The sequence below is a fragment of the Desulfurobacteriaceae bacterium genome (assembly GCA_039832905.1).
Lineage (GTDB): Bacteria > Aquificota > Aquificia > Desulfurobacteriales > Desulfurobacteriaceae > Desulfurobacterium.
This window is the reverse complement of the sequence record JBDOLX010000069.1, coordinates 1-17,019: the sequence shown is the minus strand read 5'-3', so window position 1 is coordinate 17,019 and position 17,019 is coordinate 1. Positions and strand designations below refer to the sequence as shown.

Below are 17,019 nucleotides of genomic sequence, written 5' to 3'. Positions count from 1 at the left end.
AATTTTTCGGGGCTTTTGCCCCGTATCTCAACTTCCGCGGAGGAAAAGTTGGAAGTGCTTTTTGAACTTGGGGAAAAAGTCTTGGCAGGTGAAAAGAATATTCAAGACCTAAAAAACTACCCAGAAGAGCTAAAAGAGAGGAAACCTTTTGAAAAACCATTTAGAAGATCTGCACTAATAGTTTCTGGAGATAGAGTAAAGCACCTTGCAAAAATATTTAAAAGGGATGCAGACGTTATAATTTTCAACGTTGAAGATGGAGTTGCTGATAAAAACAAACGCTTTGCAAGAACTTTTTTAAGAAAGTTTTTAATAAACTCCCCATTTGACGGTTCAAAGGAAATAGTTATAAGAATAAATCCTTGGAATTCAGAGTTTTTCTTTGAAGATATAGTAGAACTTCTACCAGTAATTCCTCACGCTATAAGGCTTAGCAAAGTAGAAACAAAAGAAGATGTGGTAGCACTTTCAAAACTTATAGAGTCCTTTGAGCTTTCAAGAGGTTTAAGAAATGGAACAATAAAGATTCAGCTTTCCATAGAAACAGGAAAAGCTTTAGAAAACCTAAAGGAGATTTTAGAAAGCTCCTCTCGGATTAACGCTGTTTACCTTGGAATTCTTGATATGTTCGCAGATTTAAATCTTCCTCAGGAACTTTTAAAAAGAGAAAGTGGCATCGCAAGATACATAAAGGAAAAATTTGTAGTAGTTTCAAGAACTTTTGGAGTTTCACCAATAGCCCCTGCCTACCAGGATTATGAAGATTTAGAAGGATTTGAAAAAGAGGCAACTTTTGAAAAAGAACTTGGATTTGCCGGTAAAATGTGCATTTCCGTAAGACAGGTGGAGATTGCCAATAGGGTCTTTTCCCCATCTAAAAGAGAAATAGAAGAAGCAAAAGAAATAGTAAAACTCTACGAAGAAGCTCTAAAAGAAGGAAAAGGAGGAATTACTTACAAAGGTAAGTTTATTGACCAACCTATATACAAAGACGCTCTAAACAAACTTAAGTACTTGGAAAGTTAAATATTTTTTCCAAGTTTTCCCATAGAAACCTTGCAGGTGGAGTAAGGGTAATATCCTTTCTTTTTACAGCGTAAAAGCTTCTTTTTATTGAAAGTCCATTAACTTTCAAAACTTTTAATTTTTTACACTCAAGCTCTTTTAAAACAGAGTACTTTGACACAAGTCCAAATCCCACTCCCTTTTTTACAGACTCCTTAATAGCTGTATTACTTCCTAAAATTGCAATAATATTCAAGGATAGTGGATTTAAACCATTCTCTTCCAACGCTTTTTCTACGGTTAATCTCGTACCCGAATCTTCTTCCCTTAGAAGAAGAGGAATTTCAGAAAGTTCTTTGAGCTCTAAAGAGTCCTTTTTATAGTAAGGAGGAGCTATTAACACTATTTCATCATCCAGTATTTTTTTATATTCAAGTTTTTGATCCTCAAGTTTTGATCCTACAACTCCCAAATCATAATCAGGAATTACTTCCTTCAAAAGCTTTATAACTTTTTTTGAGTCAAAAATATCAACACGAACAATAACTTCAGGTAGAAGATGTTTTAGCTTTGGTAGTGTGTGAGGGATTAGAAAATCTCCTGGAATATTGCTTGCAGCAATCTTTAAAAATCCTTTAGACCTCTTATTCACGGATAACAGTTCTGATAATGCTTCGTCTCTTTTCTTTATTAGCTCTACTGCATGTTTATATAAAATTTTGGCCTCAAAAGTTGGAACTACTTTTCTTCCTATCCTGTCAAAAAGTTTTAAAGAAAGTTCATCTTCAAGATTTTGTATATGAGCACTAACCGTTGGTTGAGAAATGTTTAATTTCTCTGCTGCCTTTGAAAAACTCTTCAACTCAAAAACTTTCACGAAAACTTCAAGCTGTCTTAAATCCATTTCTTCTTAAAACTCTACAAGCTCGTCCTGTGTAGCATTAGCAAGGTCTTTTTTTAGTTTATCAACATCTACACTAAAAAGAACTCCTTCATAACCTTTTAAAAGCTCTATCGCGTTCTGAATCAAAAGCTCATATCCCTTTACGTTAAAGTTTTGAAGATGATAGTAAGCAACAGCTATCTGAATAAGGGCTTGTATAAACTCTCTGTACTTTCCAAATTCATTGAACCAGAGCTCTTCAAGAAGTTCATGAACCTCAAAATAAAGTCCTGATTTAAAGAGTTTTCTCGCCATATGGATATTTTTTTCTATATCATCATGGACAGGTTCAAAATCTCCAAGAGTTTTCAAGAAGTCTTTATATTTTTCGCTTTTCTCTTCCAAGTACTCCTTTGTAAAAGGATCTAAGAGTTCTTCATTTAAAGTCAGAAATCCGTTTTCAAGTTTTAATAAAGGAAATTCAGAAAGGAGCTCCTCTCTGAGGTATTCAACAACTTCAGGGCTCTTTCCGTCTACAATCTCTATTAGAACGTTAAGCTTTCTTAAACTTTCCTCTTCCTTTTCCCTTAAATAGTCTACAAGATTGTGAGCAAACCAGTTTCTTATCTCAAAAAGATCCAAAGCTATTCTCCCCATTAATGCTTAAATAAAAGAAAGCACTGGGACGCAAAAGCCCAGTGCTAAATTGTTCTCTTAGTTTTCAGAACCAACAACTTCATCAGGATGTGCAATTCTTCCAAGAACAGCAGAAGCAGCAGCTACTGCAGGAGATGCAAGGTAAACTTCACTTTCAGGATGTCCCATTCTTCCAACAAAGTTCCTATTAGTTGTTGCAATCGCCCTTTCGCCTTTGGCAAGAATTCCCATATGTCCACCAAGACATGGACCACAAGTTGGGGTAGATACAACACACTCAGCTTCTATGAAGATATCTATAAGACCTTCTTTCATAGCTTGTCTGTAAATATCTTGGGTAGCTGGAATGATTATACATCTCACGTTCGGATTTACCTTCTTTCCTTTTAAGATTTGAGCTGCCACTCTCAAATCGCTAATTCTTCCGTTTGTACAAGAACCAATAACAACTTGATCAATTGTAACGTGAGTTGCTTCTGTAACAGGTCTCGTATTTGATGGAAGGTATGGGAACGCTACTTGTGGTTCTATCTTTGAAACATCTATTTCGTAAACTTCAGAATATTCAGCATCTGGATCAGACTTGTAGAACTTATAAGGTCTCTTTGCTCTTCCTTTAACGTATTCAAGCGTTATTTCGTCCGGTTCAATAATTCCATTCTTAGCTCCAGCTTCAATAGCCATATTACAGATTGTAAATCTATCATCCATTGGAAGCTCTCTAATAGCTTCGCCCGTATGCTCCATAGTCTTGTAAAGTGCCCCGTCAACACCAATCATTCCTATTACATAAAGAATTAAATCCTTACCACTTACCCACTTTTGACGCTTTCCATAGTAAATAAACTTCATTTGTTCTGGAACTTTAAACCAAACTTCTCCCGTAAGCCAAGCGTAAGCCATATCGGTAGAACCAACACCTGTTGCAAAAGCTCCAAGAGCACCATAAGTACATGTATGGGAATCTGCTCCGATTACAACGTCTCCTGGAACAACGACACCCTGTTCTGGTAAAAGAGCGTGTTCAATTCCCACTCTACCTTCAGACCAAAAGTGTTTAATTTCAAATTCTTTTGCAAAATCTCTCATCATCTTAACTTGTTCAGCAGCCTTTATATCTTTGGCAGGAACAAAATGATCTGGAACAAGAGCTATTCTCTCTTTATCCCAAACTTTCTTAGCTCCAAGAGCTTTAACTTGCTTTATTGCAATAGGAGCAGTAACATCGTTTGCAAGAGCAATATCAACCTTACACATTATAAGTTCACCAGGATAAACCTCTTTTTTTCCAGCGTGTTCTGCTAAAATCTTTTGAGTAATTGTCATTCCCATCTTACTACTCCTTTTAAAAGATTTTATGTTTGGAAATTTTATCTCTATACCTCTTCAGTTTCAATGTATTATATATAGGGAGATTTTCCTTCCATTTTTCGTGAACTATTTCTAAGCAATCGCATAACCAAACGCCTTACGGCGTGCGCTGTCTGTGTCTTTGAAAAGAAAAGGATTAGCGCTTAATCTGTCTTAAATTATAAGATACCAGAAAAAATTACCATAAGGAGAAAAATAACATGACATATTCAACCAATGATTTAATAAAGGAACTTAAGAAAAAATTAAAGGAAATTTTTCGGTTTGAAAGTGAAGATTTGAACTTTGGAATATATAGAATAATGAACTATAAGCGGAAAGAAATTGAAAGGTTCATTGAAGAAGAGTTAATAGACAGTATAAAAAAACAGCTAGCAATATTAAACGAAAATGAAGTTGAGAACTTAGAAAAAACCATTTATGATCATTTAATCAGCTTCTTTTCCCGCTATTATGAAAACGGAGACTTTATAAGTAAAAGAAGATATGGAAAAAAAGAAAAATACTGCGTTCCTTATAACGGAGAAGAAATCTTCCTCTATTGGGTAAATAGAGATAGTTACTACATAAAGACTACAGAATATTTCAGAAGATACACTTTCAAAGTTAAAGATATAACGGTTAACTTTAGAGTTGTAGAAGCAGAGGAAGAAAAGGGAAACGTTAAAGCACAAGAAAAGAAGTTTTTTGTTTTAAATGAAAAGATTTTTGACTTTTATGATGAAAAGAAAGAATTAAACGTTTACTTTGAGTATAGATCTTTAACAGAAGAAGAGAAAAAAAAGTACGGAAATCAAAAAGTTCAGGAAAAAATTAATAAGGAAACAATAAAGACTTTAGAAGATAAAATCCCACAAAATAGTTTAGCAACTTTAATTTTTGAAAAGTCCGAAAAAGGAGAAAAAACATTAATTGAAAAACACCTTTACAGATATACAAGAAGAAACACTACAGATTACTTTATTCACAAAAATTTAAAGGAATTCTTAGAGAGGGAGTTAGACTTTTACATTAAAAACGAATTCTTACAGCTAGATGATTTACAAGTTTTAGAACAAAATGATTATTTTGATAAGCTAAAACTTTACCTTACCGGTGTTAGAGTATTTAGAAATATTGCCCTAAAAATAGTTGAGTTTTTAGCACAGATTGAAAATTTCCAAAAAAAGATTTGGGAAAAGAAAAAGTTTGTTATAGAAACCAACTATGTAATTACTTTAGACAAAATTAAAGAATACGCAGGAGAAAAGTTTTTAGAGAGTATTTTAGACGAGATCTTGAGTAACAAAAAACAGGTTAACGAATGGAAAGAACTGTTTGAAATTGAAGTTAAAGACAAAAAAGATTTAATCGAGAAAAGTACACCAGAAAACAAAGAGTGGAAGAAGTTGCCAGTTGATACAAGATATTTTAATGACGATTTCAAATGGAAATTACTATCTGCTTTAAGTGAGAAAAATGATTTAGACAATATTTTAGATGGAATATTAATAAAAAGCGAAAATTGGCAAGCTTTGAATTTACTCTTAAATAAATATTCTGAGAAAATACAAACAATTTATATCGATCCGCCGTTTAACAAAGAAAAAGAAGCAGATTACCTTTACAAAGTCGGTTATAAAGATGCTACGTGGATAACGATGCTTGAAAATAGGATTAGGCTAGGAAGAGAGTTGTTAAACGATAGAGGAAGTATTTTTGTTAGATGTGATTACAACGGAAATATGTACGTTAGGTTGCTTTTAAACGAAATTTTCGGAAAAGAAAATTTTAGAAACGAGATAGTAGTCAGAAGAGGATCTCCAAAAGCAGGGCTGTTTCAGCAGTTTAATAACTTAAAATCTATCGGAGTAATGTACGATAACCTTTACTGGTATTCAAAGAATCAAGAAAAAGTTTACGGAAATTTCATAACCCCCCTATCTGAGAAAAGACAAGGATACTGGACAAGTTTTAAAAAAATTTACGATAGACCTACTATGAGGTATGAAATTTTAGGGATAAACTTAACCAAAGGACAGTGGATGTGGAGTAAAGAAAGGGCTTATCGGGCGGTAGAAAATTATAAAAAATACCTTGAAGTAGCTAAAAAAACAGGCGAAACTTTAGAAGAATATTGGAACAGAACTGGCAGGAAATTGGAGTTTGTAAGAAGACACGGTAACTCAATTCAATATTGGGTACCTCCTAAAGAGGAAACTTTACTTGACAATAACTGGCTTGATATTCCTGGATACTCTTCTACTACCACTTTCAGAACTGAAAACTCAGAAATTCTTCTAAAGCGTGTCATAGAATCCACTTCCAATGAAAACGACTTAGTTCTGGACTTTTTCTTAGGAAGTGGAACAACAACAGCAGTAGCCCACAAACTAAAAAGAAAATGGATTGGCATTGAGATGGGAGAGCATTTCTGGACAGTAATTTTGCCAAGAACGAAAAAAGTTCTGTTTTACGATAAATCAGGAATAAGCAAGGAAAAAGACGTTAAAGAAAAATACAACGAGAAAACAGCAGGAGGCTTTTTCAAATATCATACCTTAGAACAGTATGAAGATGCTTTAGAAAACGTTGAGTTTGAAAAATCTCAAGAAACACTCTATGAACTTTCAGATTACTTTGTCAAATACATGCTTGAATGGGAAACTAAGAATAGTAAGACGTTCCTCAACATTGATGAACTAGGAAATCCTTTTAACTACAAGATGAAAATCATAGAGAATTATCAAGAGAAAGTTGTCAATGTAGATATTGTGGAAACCTTTAACTACCTTCTGGGTTTACATATTAAAGGCTATAAAGTTCTCAAAGATAACGAAAGAAAGTATATATTTGTCTTTGGGGAAAAAGAAGGAAAAAGAATTGTAATTGTTTGGAGAAACATAAAAAACATCGATTTTGAAAGTGACAGAGAAATAATAGAGAAGCAAATAGGCGACTTTAGTCCTGACGAAATTTACATTAATGGAGATGCCACAGTTAAAGGTTTTAAGCCTATAGAACCTTTATTTAAATCTTTAATATTTGAAAGGGTGTGGTAGAGTGAACAGTATAAGTGTCTATCATGACAAAATAGAGAAAATTGTTATCTCCAAACTGAAGGACAACGGTTATAAGGTTGTCAAATTCACATACCACGATTCCATCAATCAAGAAATGACAGAAATGTTAAAAAGCTGTGACTCTTTTGAATGTTTATTTCTTAGAACTTTACCAGATATTCTTGCAGTAAAAGATAATAAATCTGTGTTTATAGAAGTAAAGTCAAAATCGCCTCAATACGAAAATTTAGCGTTGGAATTGGTTCCTTTAATGGTAAATTATCGACTTGAAAAGTCTCTAGGGTTAAACGTAATATATGTGTATGGATACGAAAATGAACAGGGTAAAATCAGTCTTTCCTATTTACACGCTAAGGATATTATTCATTTGGTAGATAAAGTATTTATCACCGACAAATTCGATGAAAGAACAAATAAAATTCTTGAAAAATTTTCAAAAGATATTTTGAAGAAAAGACCAATAAGAAGAAACAAAAAACATATTAACAAAAGGAAAGGACAATTAGAAAACTTGGAAGTGCAGACCCATTTGTCCTAATTTTTAAGAGTAATTTAAGCAAGTTTAAACCATTCAACATAGGTAGATAAAATGAAAATTGAGAAATACTTGGTTTTGAATAAATACTTTCTCAATCTTTTTGGCTTTAACGAATTCAACCATTTGAGAGAAAAATTGAAAGACGTTAAAGAAGACTATAACTCGCAAGGTAGAAGTTGTTTTGTTGATATTCTAGTTAACCTAAAGCCAGAATGGGAATCAGAACTTTTAAAGTACGATGAAGCAATAGAAGAGTATGTTAAAAGGCTAAGGCAAAACAGAAAACAACCAGAATTCAATCTTAAATACTTCCAATACTTGGCAGTTCTGTTCACAGAAATCTTTTTAGATAAATACTACAACGAGAAAGAAAAATTCTTGAATGAACTTAATGAATTTCTGGAAAAATTTAATAAAGAAAGCAGGTCAAAAATAAGTCTCTTCACTGAAGAAGACCTTAAAAAACTTGCCTTTTGGATGGCAACTGGAAGCGGAAAAACTCTCATAATGCATATAAACTACTGGCAAAGTTTAAAATATTCAAGAAATAACTGGGATAATATTATTCTAATTACTCCCAATGAAGGACTATCAAAACAACATTACAGAGAATTTAAATTAAGCGGAATACCTTGTAAACTTTACAATGGAAATCTAGATAATCTAAAAACAAAAGAAGGAGAAGTCTTAATTATTGACATTTATAAATTAACGGAAGAAAAAAAGGGAAAAGGTATTAGTGTAGATATTTCCTACTTTGACGGAAAAAACCTTGTTTTCATAGACGAAGGACATAAAGGACAAAAGTCTGAAGAACAAAAATGGAAAAAGTTAAGAGATAAAATAGGTGAAGAAGGTTTTCTATTTGAATATTCAGCAACTTTCGGACAGGTTATAGGAAAAAATAGGAACTTACTTGAGGAATACAGCAAAGCCATAATCTTTGATTACTCCTACAAATATTTCTATGCTGACGGTTATGGTAAGGATTTCTACGTTTACAACATGAAAGAAGACGCTTATTCAGAAGTACAAGAGGACTTATTACTCACGGCAGGATTATTATCCTTCTACGAACAATTATTAATTTTTAGTAAATATGAAAACGAACTAAAAGAATACAACGTAGAAAAACCTTTATGGGTCTTTGTTGGGAGTAAAGTTACTGGAAAAGGACTAAATTCTGATGTAATCAGAATAGTTGCGTTCTTAAATAAAATAACCACTGATAAAGATCACTTAAAGGATAACATTAAAAAAATAATAGAAGGGAAATCTGGACTTATAGATAATGGGGGAAATGATATTTTTAAAGACAAATTCAAATACTTAAGACAATTTCCTATAGATGAAATCGTAGAAAGTATCTATCAAAAAATTTTCGATGGAGAAGGAAAACTTGAGTTATATGACATAAAAAATAGCGACGGCGAAATAGGTCTTAAAACTTCCACAGCAGAAAAATATTTTGGAGTAATAAACGTAGGAGACACAAACTCACTAAAGAAATTAATTAAAGAAGCTGAAATTGAAATAAAAGATGATCACTTCAGTCAATCTTTGTTTTCAGAAATAAATAATAACCACTCTCCCATAAATATTCTCATTGGTTCAAAGAAGTTTGTTGAAGGCTGGAATTCTTGGCGTGTCTCAAACATGGGATTAATCAATATGGGTAAAGGAGAGGGACCTCAGATCATTCAACTATTTGGAAGAGGAGTTAGATTAAAAGGAAAAAACTATTCTCTAAAAAGAGAAGAAAACCCGGATTATAAATTAAAGGTACTTCAAACTTTATTCATCTTTGGGCTGAATGCCGATTATATAAATGCATTCTTGAAAACAATAGAGAAAGAAGAGATAGATTATGAAAAAGTCCTAAAAAAAGAAAACTGGAAGAAAGAACTATACCAAGTAAAAGCAGAAAAAAAATTTAATTTTGTAAGGCATCCTATTAAGTTAGAACTAGATGAAACCATATTAAATAACGTCAAACTGGACTTAAGGTCTAGAATTTCAATAGCACACGGCTTAAAAGTAGAATCAGTATCTTCAACTGAAAAACCGATAGAGATACCAGATGAATATATTAATATCCTTGATTGGAACGCCATTTATTCTGAAATTCTAACCTACAAAACTGTAAAGAGTATGTTTAATCTAATCATTTACAAAGATGTTTTAAAGAAAATCGTTCTGTCGAAAAAATATAAAGTTTTTATGAATAACACTTCTGGAATAAACATTAGAAAAAAAGCTAACAAATTGGTTTTAGAAATAACATCTTTTGAAGGTATAAAAAAACTCCATGAAATAGTGTTAATTGTTCTAAGAGAATACATATCTAACTTTTGTAGGAAAGCCAGCTGATTACTTAATTACAAGTGCTTGTCTCCAACTAAAAAGACAGGACCATAAGGAGTTTCTGCTAACTTTACATCAACTTCATATATTTCTGATAAAAGTTTTCCATTTAGAATTTCTTCCTTCTTACCAATAAAGTATTTGTTATGTCCAATTAAAATTACTTTGTCAATGTAATTCCAGACAAAGTTTAAATCGTGGGTAACCATCAAAATTCCAAAGTTTTTTTTCTTATGTAGATCATCTATTATCCTTAAAATCCTTTTCGTGCTTTTCAGATCAACTCCTGTTGTAGGTTCGTCTAGAAAGATGTAATGGGGATCGCTAACAAGGGCTCTTGCAATTAAAACTTTTCTCTGCTGACCACCAGATAGAAGGTTAAATTGCCTATCAGCAATACTTTCTATTTCAAGAAGTTTCATCCAATAAAGGGCTTTTTCTCTTTCTTTGTCTGTTATTCTCTGAAACCTTGAAAGACGAGGGAAAAAACCTGACAGAACAACGTCAAGAGCTGTAGCTGGAAAGTGATGGGAGTAGTCTTCCATCTGTGGAACATAACCTAAAAACTTCTTTTCTTTACAACCCTCTGTACAATCTACACCGTGAATAAAGATTTTTCCTGACAGTGGCGGAATTATCCCAAGGATTGTTTTTAAAAGTGTACTTTTCCCAACACCGTTAGGACCGACAACTACCCAAAATTCACTTTCCACCATGTGAAAAGAAAGCCCCGAAAGGAGGGGCTTCTTGTAACCTATAGTAAGATTTTCTACTCTTATACCTTCTTCCATTATTTTTTCTTTATAACCTCTTCTAAAGGCTTAAATCCAACATAAACGTATCCTTGAGTTTCACCCTTTGGAATGAAAATAACAGTAGGAGTAGCTGTAATATTGTGAGAAATTAAAGAGTTTCTTAAATCTTTATAGAACTCCATTAAACTTTCTCTTTCTTCCGCAGGTACAGAATTTAGGTTTTTCTTGGTTTCCTCTTCGAATGTTTTAGCATACTTTAAGAAATCACCTTCTCCTTTCTTAAGTAGATACTGGAAAGTTTTTTCCATACCTTTCTCTCTTGCAAGCTTTGTAAAGTAAACGAAACCTTCTAAAGAACTCTTTCCGTGAACAGCAAGAGGAATTAAATGAACTTGAAGGTTAAGTTCTTTTGCCTTTTTTACAATTTCTCCAAAGTGTTTATAGCAGAAAGGACAGTAAACATCCCAAACGATATAAACGATATTTTCTCCATTACCTATCACATGGGGAATATTCATCTTGGTCAGTTTTTCATCTATCTTTTCGACCCACGATAGATCTTGCTTTAAAGGAACCTCGCTATCCTTCGGTTTCACAGGAACAAGGGAAACTCTGTCAGCTTCTTTTCTAATCTTAAAAGCATCAAGAATTAAGTAATTTCCATCCTTAGAAACCCAGATATATTTTTTAACTAACTGATTTCTCCTTTTATCGACAAGAACCACTTCAAACTGTGTAAAGTCTTTAAATGGAGACCCATCAGTAGCTTTTACTTCTTTTATTTCCACCCCTTTCACAGCTAAGGGCTTAAGAATTGACTTTATTAAGCTCTCTTCCTCTTTAAAAGCAACGTTTCCTGGAGTTGTTGAACAGGAAAATAGAAAAGAAATTGTAAAAATAGTTAAAAGAAATCTCATCCTTACCCCCTAAAATCTTTCAAGTAAAAAAAGGGGGCAGGAGCCCCCTTTGGCTTCTTATATCTCTCCCCTCTTTTGTCTAATTTTGGCTTGAGCAGCTGCAAGCCTTGCTATTGGGACTCTAAACGGAGATGGGCTTATGTACTTAACTCCAATCTTTTGGAAGAAGTTGATAGACCTTGGATCTCCACCGTGTTCACCACAAATTCCTGTTTTGATGTTTGGTCTTACTTTGCTTCCCCTTTCTATCGCAAGTTTGATAAGCTGTCCAACTCCATTTTCATCTATATGCATAAATGGATCACCTTTAAGTATTCCAAGTTCTACATACTTTCCAATGAACTTTCCGGAGTCGTCCCTCGAAAGTCCGAATGTCATCTGAGTTAAGTCGTTTGTTCCAAAGGAGAAGTATTCAGCATACTCTGCAAGTTGGTCAGCAATAAGTGCTGCCCTTGGAACTTCTATCATAGTTCCAACCTGATATAGAACTTCTATACCTTCTTTCTCAAAGACTTCCTTAGCTACTCTATCGATAAGTTTTTTAAGTTCTGCAAGTTCTCTATCGTCTGCAATTAACGGAAGCATAATTTCTGGAAGAACCTCAATTCCTTTCTTCTTACAGTGGCAAGCAGCCTCTAAAATAGCTCTTGCTTGCATTTCGTAAATTTCTGGGTATGCAATTCCAAGTCTTGAACCACGCAAGCCCAGCATTGGGTTAACTTCATGAAGCTCTTCCGCACGCTTTTTGATCTCTTCAACAGGAAGTCCCATTTCTTTGGCAGTTCTTTCAAACTCCTCTTCCGTCCTTGGCAAGAACTCATGAAGTGGTGGGTCTAGAAGTCTTATGTTGACAGGAAGACCGTTCATTACTTCAAAGATTGCAATGAAGTCTTCTTTTTGCATTGGTAAGAGCTTTTCAAGAGCTCTCTTCCTTTCCTCTTTTGTTTTTGCAAGAATCATCTCACGAACAACAGGAATTCTCTCTTCTTTAAAGAACATGTGTTCTGTCCTACAAAGACCTATACCTTCAGCACCAAAATCCCTTCCCTGTTTTGCATCTTCTGGTGTATCGGCATTAACTCTTACTTGAAGATCTCTTATCTCATCTGCCCACTTCATAAGTTCTTCAAACTCACCGGAAATTTGGGCAGGTATTGTCTTTATTTCTCCTTTAAATACTTCACCTGTAGAACCATCAATTGTGATGATGTCCCCTTTCTTAACTACAACATCCTTTACTCTAAACTCCTGGTTATCGTAATCAACTTCTATTTCTTCTGCACCAACGATACAAGTTTTACCCATTCCTCTTGCAACAACTGCAGCGTGGGAAGTCATACCACCACGGGAGGTAAGAATACCTTCTGCCGCGTGCATTCCGTGAATGTCTTCCGGAGAGGTTTCGTGTCTTACAAGGATTACTTTTTCTCCCTTCTCTGCAAGCTCTACCGCCTCATCGGCAGAGAAAACAACTTTACCACAAACAGCACCTGGTGCCGCAGGAAGTCCTTTTGTAATGAGTCTTCCTTCGGAAAGGGCTTTCTTTCTATCCTCTTCATCAATCATTGGATGGAGAAGCTGGTTAATTAAAGAAGGATCAACCCTTAAGATTGCTTCTTCCTTGGTAATGAGACCCTCTTTAACCATATCAACAGCAATCTTTACAGCAGCTCTTGCAGTTCTCTTTCCTGTTCTTGTTTGGAGCATCCAGAGTCTACCGTTCTCTATGGTAAACTCTATGTCCTGCATATCCTTATAGTGTTCCTCAAGAATCTCTCTAATCTTTTGAAGTTCCTTGTAAACCTCTGGGAATTCTTCTTCAAGGGATACCTGTTCAGAGGAAGTCTTTTGAGCTTTTGTTAAAGGTTGTGGAGTTCTAATTCCTGCAACAACGTCTTCACCTTGAGCGTTCTTTAGATATTCACCGTAAAACTCGTTTTCACCTGTAGATGGGTTTCTTGTAAAGGCAACTCCCGTTCCAGAAGTTTCTCCCATATTTCCAAAGACCATAGCGACGATGTTTACGGCTGTTCCGTAATCTTCTGGAATGTTGTTAATTTCACGGTATTTGATAGCCCTTGGGTTGTTCCAAGAGTCAAAAACAGATCTAATAGCCATTTTGAGCTGTTCGTAAGGATCTTGAGGGAATTCCTTACCTGTTTTTTCCTTCACAAGTTTCTTATATTTATTAACAATATCTTTTAGATCTTCACTAGTTAGGTCTACGTCAGCTTTTGCTCCCACCTCTTTTTTCTTGGCTTCCAAGATGTGTTCAAACTCATCGTGAGGAATTCCCATAACAACGTTTCCGAACATCTGAATGAAACGTCTGTAAGAGTCCCAAGCAAACCTTTCATTTCCGGTAGACTTAGCAAGCCCTTGAACTGTCTCGTCGTTAAGTCCAAGGTTTAGGATTGTATCCATCATTCCAGGCATTGAAACGGGTGCTCCAGATCTAACGGAAACAAGGAGAGGATTTTCTTTGTCTCCAAACTTTTTACCCATTTCATTTTCTATCTTTTTAAGACCTTCTAAAACTTGTTCCCACATCCCTTCTGGAAACTGCTTACCTAATGCGTAATACTCTCTACAAACTTCTGTTGTGATTGTTATTCCAGGAGGAACTGGAAGACCTAAGTTTGTCATCTCGGCAAGGTTAGCACCCTTACCACCAAGTAAGAGCTTCATATCAGCTCTACCTTCAGCTTTACCACCACCAAAGTAATAAACCATCTTCTTGGACATTGTTCCTGCCCCCTTAAGAAGCTATTTTTGAAAAGTCTAAAAGTTTCTTTAGTTCATCTCCAATAGCTTTTAAAAGACTTAACCTTCTATTTCTTACCTCTTCATCTTTGTCCATTACCATAACGTTATCAAAGAAAGCGTCAACATAAGGCTTTAGTTCCTTAACAAGAAGAAGTGCTTCTTTGTAGCTACCTGAAGATACAAAAGATTTAAGTCTTTCTTTGATTGAAATAAATTTTTCAAAAAGTTCAACTTCATACTTTCCAGAAGGGCTAAACGGTTTAGCTTCAAATCCCTTTGGAATAATGTTCACAACTCTTCTCATTGTAATTAAAACTTCTTCGAATTCTTCTTTCTCTCTTAGATTATCTACAGCACGAGCCCTATTCAAGACATCTAAAAGGTCATCTGAAGTATCTATTACAGCATCGATAGTGTCAACTTTATAACCTTTCTCACGCAGTATTACTCTAAATCTTTCCTTGATAAAGCTGAGAACATCTAAGACCACATCCTCTTCTAAGGTTACTCCTTGATTTTCATAAGTTTCCTTCGCCTTTTCAAGGATAGGTTTTAAGTTCAAGTGAAGTTTCCTTTCCAAAATTATCTGAATAAGTCCGATGGCGTTTCTCCTTAGAGCAAACGGGTCTTGAGAACCTGTTGGCTTTAATCCTACTCCAAAGAATCCTATTAAGTTATCAATCTTTTCAGCTAAGGATAGAGAAATTCCAACTTTTGTTTCTGGTAGCTTGTCTTTTGAAAACCTTGGAAAATATTGTTCTTCTAAAGCTATTGCTACTTCCTCTTCTTCACCTTCTAAAAGGGCATAGTATTTACCCATTGTTCCCTGAAGCTCAGGGAATTCATTCACCATTTCGGTTAAAAGATCTGCTTTTGAAAGAAAAGAAGATCTTCTGGACTTATCTTGACAATCAAATCCTAGGGTTTCTGAAATGAAAGGAGTAAGTTTTTCAAGTCTTTTTGTTTTATCAAGCATAGTTCCAAGCTTTTCATGAAAGACCACACCAGAAAGACTAGGTACTCTATCTTCAAGTCTTACTTTTCTGTCTTCATTAAAGAAAAAGAGAGCATCTTTTAATCTTGCTCTTAAAACCTTTTCATAACCTTGTCTTACAACATTCTCATCTACAGGTTTTATATTTGATACGCCTATAAAATGATTTTTAAGTTTTCCATCTTTTTCCACAACGGAGAAATACTTTTGGTGGTCTTTCATTACAACAATAGGAACCTCTTTTGGAAGATCTAAGAACTCTTTGTCAAAACTTCCTAAGATTGGATGGGGATACTCAACAAGGTTAACAACTTCCTCTAAAAGATCATCATCCCTTAACAGTTCTCCATCTACGCTTTTTGCTAAAGTTTCACTAACATCAAGAATTATTGATTTTCTTTTTTCTATATCGGCAATCACAAAATGCTCTTCAAGTTGAGTGATAAATTCATTTACACTTTTAACTTTAAACGCCTCAGGAGATAAAAATCTATGTCCATATGAAACATTGCCACTTTTTATACCATCAACTTCAAAAGGAACAACATCTTCACCATAAACACAGGTAATCCATCTAATAGGTCTTCCAAATCTTACTTTTTTCGTTCCCCATCTCATACTCTTTTTAAATGGAATGGAAGTGATAAGCTTTGGAACAATTTCAGAAAGAATTTCAACTGTATTTCTTCCCTTAATAAGCTTCTTGACAGCAACATATATACCTTTTCTTCCTTGTGGATTTTCAACTTTTATCAAATCTTCAACGGAAACACCTTTTGATTTTGCAAAGCCGATTGCAGCTTTTGTTGGATTACCATCTTCATCAAACGCTGCTTTTACCGATGGACCAACTATCAGAACTTCTTTATCATTTTGAGTAGTTGGAATGTCATAAACTATCCAAATAAGCCTTCTTGGAGTTCCGAACGTTTCTATTCCACTCGGAACAAGTTCGTTATTTTTAAGTTCTTTTGAAAGTTCATTTTTGAAAAATTCAAGTGCAGGTCTTATAAATGAAGCAGGAAGCTCTTCGCAACCTATTTCAATTAACAGGTTCTTAGTTTTCATTTTCGGCCTCTTCAAGTTCTAAATACTTTTTGGCGCACTTTGCAGCAAGTTTCCTAACTCTTCCGATAAAACTTGCCCTTTCAAGAGCAGAAATTGCTCCCCTCGCATCAAGAAGGTTAAAAATATGAGAACACTTCAGGCAGTAGTCGTAAGCTGGAAGGACAAGATTTTCCTCCACAAGCCTTAAGGACTCTGCTTCAAACATATCAAAAAGCTTAAATAGCATTTTTGTATCCGCTTTTTCGAAGTTATAGCAAGACCACTGGTACTCATTTTCTTTGTAAAGGTCTCCATACTTAACGTTTTCTGTCCATACAATATCGTAAACGTTATCAACACCTTGAATGTACATTGCAATTCTTTCTAAACCGTAAGTAATTTCTACAGAAACAGGGTCTAAAGTAATTCCCCCTGCTTGTTGGAAGTAAGTAAACTGAGTAATTTCCATTCCATCAAGCCAAACTTCCCAACCAAGTCCCCAAGCACCTAAAGTCGGAGATTCCCAGTCGTCCTCAACAAACCTTATGTCATGTTCAGAGAGTTTTATTCCAAGTGCCTCAAGACTACCCAAGTAAAGCTCTTGGGAATTTTCGGGAGAAGGTTTTAGGATAACTTGAAATTGAAAGTAGTGCTGAGGTC

12 protein-coding genes are annotated in these 17,019 nt (G+C 34.6%); 4 read left to right on the top strand and 8 right to left on the bottom strand.

Annotated features, from left to right (window positions below):
• The first annotated feature begins 54 nt into the window (after nucleotides 1-54).
• A complete protein-coding gene (locus tag ABGX27_05045) occupies nucleotides 55-1,026 on the top strand; it encodes a CoA ester lyase (GenBank protein ID MEO2068861.1) in 972 nt (323 codons plus the stop codon).
• On the opposite strand, the gene ABGX27_05040 is transcribed toward ABGX27_05045, so the two are convergent.
• The 3 genes from ABGX27_05040 to leuC all read right to left on the bottom strand — a co-directional run bounded on the left by ABGX27_05040 (nucleotide 1,007) and on the right by leuC (nucleotide 3,877).
• The gene (locus tag ABGX27_05040; GenBank protein MEO2068860.1) at nucleotides 1,007-1,909 is read right to left on the bottom strand and encodes a selenium metabolism-associated LysR family transcriptional regulator; all 903 of its coding nucleotides are present in this window, start codon (nucleotides 1,907-1,909) and stop codon (nucleotides 1,007-1,009) included. The genes ABGX27_05045 and ABGX27_05040 overlap by 20 nt on opposite strands.
• A 6-nt stretch (nucleotides 1,910-1,915) precedes the next feature.
• Nucleotides 1,916-2,530, bottom strand: coding sequence for a DUF309 domain-containing protein (locus ABGX27_05035; GenBank protein MEO2068859.1), 615 nt, complete (start codon nucleotides 2,528-2,530; stop codon nucleotides 1,916-1,918).
• Nucleotides 2,531-2,602: 72 nt separating this feature from the next.
• Complete coding sequence (gene leuC / locus ABGX27_05030; protein ID MEO2068858.1) at nucleotides 2,603-3,877, bottom strand: 3-isopropylmalate dehydratase large subunit; 1,275 nt, start codon at nucleotides 3,875-3,877, stop codon at nucleotides 2,603-2,605.
• Nucleotides 3,878-4,116: 239 nt separating this feature from the next.
• On the opposite strand from leuC, the gene ABGX27_05025 reads away from it, so the two are divergent.
• From ABGX27_05025 to ABGX27_05015, 3 genes are read left to right on the top strand one after another with little or no spacing between them, the layout of a single operon-like run.
• On the top strand, nucleotides 4,117-6,957 hold the full coding sequence (locus ABGX27_05025) for a site-specific DNA-methyltransferase (protein ID MEO2068857.1): 2,841 nt from the start codon (nucleotides 4,117-4,119) through the stop codon (nucleotides 6,955-6,957).
• A 1-nt stretch (nucleotide 6,958) separates the two neighbouring features.
• On the top strand, nucleotides 6,959-7,516 hold the full coding sequence (locus tag ABGX27_05020) for a hypothetical protein (GenBank protein ID MEO2068856.1): 558 nt from the start codon (nucleotides 6,959-6,961) through the stop codon (nucleotides 7,514-7,516).
• 51 nt (nucleotides 7,517-7,567) lie between these two features.
• Nucleotides 7,568-9,886 carry a DEAD/DEAH box helicase family protein gene (locus ABGX27_05015; GenBank protein ID MEO2068855.1) on the top strand — a complete coding sequence of 773 codons (2,319 nt, stop codon included), beginning with the start codon at nucleotides 7,568-7,570 and terminating at the stop codon, nucleotides 9,884-9,886.
• Nucleotides 9,887-9,894: 8 nt separating this feature from the next.
• On the opposite strand, the gene ABGX27_05010 is transcribed toward ABGX27_05015, so the two are convergent.
• The 5 genes from ABGX27_05010 to ABGX27_04990 all read right to left on the bottom strand — a co-directional run.
• Nucleotides 9,895-10,671, bottom strand: a complete 777-nt coding sequence (locus ABGX27_05010; protein ID MEO2068854.1) for an ABC transporter ATP-binding protein — start codon at nucleotides 10,669-10,671, stop codon at nucleotides 9,895-9,897.
• The gene (locus tag ABGX27_05005) at nucleotides 10,671-11,552 is read right to left on the bottom strand and encodes a DsbA family protein (protein MEO2068853.1); all 882 of its coding nucleotides are present in this window, start codon (nucleotides 11,550-11,552) and stop codon (nucleotides 10,671-10,673) included. Before ABGX27_05005 ends, ABGX27_05010 begins: the two co-directional genes overlap by 1 nt.
• Nucleotides 11,553-11,609: 57 nt before the next feature.
• Nucleotides 11,610-14,297 (bottom strand): pyruvate, phosphate dikinase, encoded by a 2,688-nt coding sequence (gene ppdK / locus ABGX27_05000; GenBank protein MEO2068852.1) that lies wholly within the window; start codon nucleotides 14,295-14,297, stop codon nucleotides 11,610-11,612.
• Nucleotides 14,298-14,310: 13 nt separating this feature from the next.
• On the bottom strand, nucleotides 14,311-16,380 hold the full coding sequence (gene glyS, locus ABGX27_04995) for a glycine--tRNA ligase subunit beta (protein MEO2068851.1): 2,070 nt from the start codon (nucleotides 16,378-16,380) through the stop codon (nucleotides 14,311-14,313).
• A partial coding sequence (locus tag ABGX27_04990) for a glycine--tRNA ligase subunit alpha (GenBank protein MEO2068850.1) occupies nucleotides 16,370-17,019 on the bottom strand: 650 nt, incomplete at its 5' end. The genes ABGX27_04990 and glyS, both read right to left, overlap by 11 nt.

What these genes read in the sequence shown, in the direction of transcription:
- ABGX27_05040 (MEO2068860.1), bottom strand. Translation starts at nt 1,909, where the DNA reads ATGGATTTAAGACAGCTTGAAGTTTTCGTGAAAGTTTTTGAGTTGAAG.
- leuC (MEO2068858.1), bottom strand. Translation starts at nt 3,877, where the DNA reads ATGGGAATGACAATTACTCAAAAGATTTTAGCAGAACACGCTGGAAAA.
- ABGX27_05025 (MEO2068857.1), top strand. Translation starts at nt 4,117, where the DNA reads ATGACATATTCAACCAATGATTTAATAAAGGAACTTAAGAAAAAATTA.
- ABGX27_05015 (MEO2068855.1), top strand. Translation starts at nt 7,568, where the DNA reads ATGAAAATTGAGAAATACTTGGTTTTGAATAAATACTTTCTCAATCTT.
- ABGX27_05010 (MEO2068854.1), bottom strand. Translation starts at nt 10,671, where the DNA reads ATGGAAGAAGGTATAAGAGTAGAAAATCTTACTATAGGTTACAAGAAG.
- ABGX27_05005 (MEO2068853.1), bottom strand. Translation starts at nt 11,552, where the DNA reads ATGAGATTTCTTTTAACTATTTTTACAATTTCTTTTCTATTTTCCTGT.
- ppdK (MEO2068852.1), bottom strand. Translation starts at nt 14,297, where the DNA reads ATGTCCAAGAAGATGGTTTATTACTTTGGTGGTGGTAAAGCTGAAGGT.
- glyS (MEO2068851.1), bottom strand. Translation starts at nt 16,380, where the DNA reads ATGAAAACTAAGAACCTGTTAATTGAAATAGGTTGCGAAGAGCTTCCT.